The organism is uncultured Aggregatibacter sp. (genome assembly GCF_901873365.1).
In the GTDB taxonomy this organism is placed as follows: Bacteria; Pseudomonadota; Gammaproteobacteria; order Enterobacterales; family Pasteurellaceae; genus Aggregatibacter.
Window position 1 is genome coordinate 1 of record NZ_CABFLM010000113.1, and the last position, 2,889, is coordinate 2,889.

The 2,889-nt window shown below is 39.7% G+C and carries 2 protein-coding genes and 1 pseudogene; all 3 read right to left on the reverse strand.

The genetic code is table 11. From position 1 onward, the window contains the following. A pseudogene (locus tag QZ106_RS09370) lies at positions 1–180 on the reverse strand (hypothetical protein); the annotation flags it as partial. 182 nt (positions 181–362) lie between these two features. After that, positions 363–1,520: a DUF6396 domain-containing protein gene (locus tag QZ106_RS09375; RefSeq protein WP_295976577.1), complete on the reverse strand. Its 1,158-nt coding sequence runs from the start codon at positions 1,518–1,520 to the stop codon at positions 363–365. 1 nt (position 1,521) lies between these two features. Continuing rightward, the gene (locus QZ106_RS09380; protein ID WP_295976578.1) at positions 1,522–2,856 is read right to left on the reverse strand and encodes a phospholipase D-like domain-containing protein; all 1,335 of its coding nucleotides are present in this window, start codon (positions 2,854–2,856) and stop codon (positions 1,522–1,524) included. Positions 2,857–2,889: the final 33 nt, after the last annotated feature.

A 2,889-nucleotide genomic window follows, 5' to 3' on the forward strand; every position in this document is an offset into this window, starting at 1 on the left:
ATTCTTTCTATTTAAATGAATTTCTATCTTTAATTTATATTTAAAAGCTAAATTTACTATCTTATTACATATTTTTATCCAGCTAGTGTTTGAAATATGACTATCATAATCATCGAGAACATACTCTCTATTAAGTAAAAGCTCTTTAAGAGCCGTAGCGTGCAACTTGTTGCACGACATTCTATTTAATCGTGCATCAAGATGCACGCTACGGGGCTATGGCAATGATTTTAAAAATTCGTGCGACCATGAGTCACTCCAGAAAATAGCAATGCAAAAATGGAAAATATCGATAATAAAACCCGCTAAAAAACCACCGCACTTTTAAACCGTTCAGCCTAAAAGTGCGGTTAATTTTTTAATCATTTTGTTGGTTTCTTCGGCATACCGGTTTTTTCGTCTAAACCTGTATCGCCGTTTAAACCTGCCCGCCATGCTAAGCGGCGCACCAGGGCTTCATCCGGTTTTGGCGGGGCTTCCCCTTCAAACCAACGTTGGAACGCAATTTTGCCGTCCCATTCCGGCAGCGGGGCAGGCGGTAACGGTACGATGTCGTCTAAGTCGGGAACTTTGGGTTGAAGATAGTCTTTTTTATAGAGATAATCCTCAATAGTTTTATAACGATTAGCTCTTTCCAAGTCATATTGGATATTTAAATAATCTAAATCTCCTTCCTTAGCATTTGTATTCTCAAAAGTTTTTGTCAATTGATACGCTGATTGAGAATCACCATTTTTTACTCCTTGATGAAAGGCTTCCAAGGCTTTTGCATATTCTTTATCCATTTTGAAACCAATACCTAAAGAATTTGAAGCCTTACCCAACCCTTGCTCTGAAGCACAAGAGAGTAATTTTTCAACTATTTTTATTCGTAATTGTAACGTGTCTTCATCATTAATTTGTTCCAACATATCCGCTACGACATACTGCGCTTCCCGACTTCCCAAGTCTGCAGCCTTTCTTAAGTAAGCATATTTGCCATCTTTTTCCGTGCGCACGCCGTAGCCCACATCCAAATAACCATACAGATTATAATACGCAGTGGCGGGCAATTGTTTTGCCAGTTCTTCATTGAGATTATGTACTTCTGTTTGCGGCATATCGGAACTGATACGTCCGCTTTTCAATAAATATTGTAAGCGGATATTGGCTTTGTAATCGCCATTCATTGCGGCAATACGATAATAACGTGCCAACCCATTCCACACCGCATCGCCCCGCTTGCCCGTCCACATATTGTGCAGGTCGTGGTAAAGGGCGTAATTATAGAGTTGTTGAGTTTCCGGTAGCAATTCCGGTTTTTCTTCATGTTTGCAAACAAATTCTAAATTCGCCTGTAATTGTTCCATTTTTTCCATTTTGATTTTTCTCGCCTTGTATTCGTCAATCATTCCGGGTGAAGTCGAGTGCCCGGTCCCCCCTAAATCAATACCGTTAAATAAGCTCATGCCTACCCAAATCACCAGAATAATCAAGGCAGTCATGATAATCACGATGATTTTAAAAATACGTGCTACCATTTTAGTCACTCCGACTTACTGTTGGGTCTGCCCGGTAAAATTCCCGTAAAGCGCATTTAGGGGATTTATCACCCATATTTTTTTTATTTTCATTAATTAATCTTTGCCATTCTTTAAATGCGCCCTCAGTCACCTCATAATCATGCATATCATCAGGATTCGCGGCAGAGTTCTTATTGGTATGTAAATCCCATAAGCGTTTGCGCAGTCCCTCCGCCACATCAGCACATTCCATAATAATCCCCAATTCCGTATCCACCTGCATACTGCGGGTGTTTAAGTTCGCCGAACTGATGACGGTGAAGACATCGTCCATAATGGTCACCTTGGAATGCACATAGACTTCCGCCGGTGTATCTTTGCCGTTTTTCTTATAAGTATGTACATATTTGCCATTCTCATCTTTCGGCATTAAGGTGCAGATATGCGCTTTAATCCCCGGGGTGTCACTGATTTCATAGCCGAGCTCTTTTGTCAAATTTGGCTCTTCTTGTCCGAGCTCAGATGACTCAATTTGATTGAGTTCACCCTCTTTTTTAGTCGAGCCCGCTTTTTCAGCCTCTTGCGTTTTTTTCTCCTCAATTTGTTGCTTCGCTTTAATCTCGCCTATTTCCTTTTCAATTTTTTGAATTTCCTGCCGATTTTTCTCAAATTCAGCGTTCGCAACAACTTTTCCCTCCGGGGTCGGCGCTCTCATGCGTTCATTATATAAGCGGAATTCACTCTTTCTCGCCATGCCTAATTGTGCTTCAAGTTCACTTAACTTGACATTTCTCGCCACCCCGGGCATCACATCCTGTCTGCCCAATAATTTAAACATTTCATTAGTAGTATAAGTTCCCTTGCCAATGCCTTCATCAGAAGAATTCGTTACCGTAAACCAATGAATTGGTCCTTCTGTGCGCCCATTATTTTTAATTGTTTCCCAGTAGGTGATAAACTCTCTGACTAACGGCGGAAAGCGAAAATACTGATTTTCTGTATAAATATAACTTGTGGTCTGTTTAATATTCTTTAAATAGACCTTCATAATATCTTCGATATTGGGTTGATCATAGGTACGAACAATTTGTGCCATCACAAGTTTGCTATAATCAACGAGTAATGGATTCGGCTGATAATGCTCACGCGTAAACGCTTGTCGTTTCCCAGTAATACCAATATCAACGGGATCTTTTCCCCACTGTTTATTATTTTGCCGATCCCAAGATTGACAAAAATTATGATTAATATCCCATAACACTTGTCCTGTAACAATGGCAGACACATCCTGAAGGGGAGTGGAGCCAATTTCATCATTATTTCTTAGAAAGTGTTTTAAATAAAAAAATAACAAGATCTATAAATAAAGTAAATATAGAGTAAATAC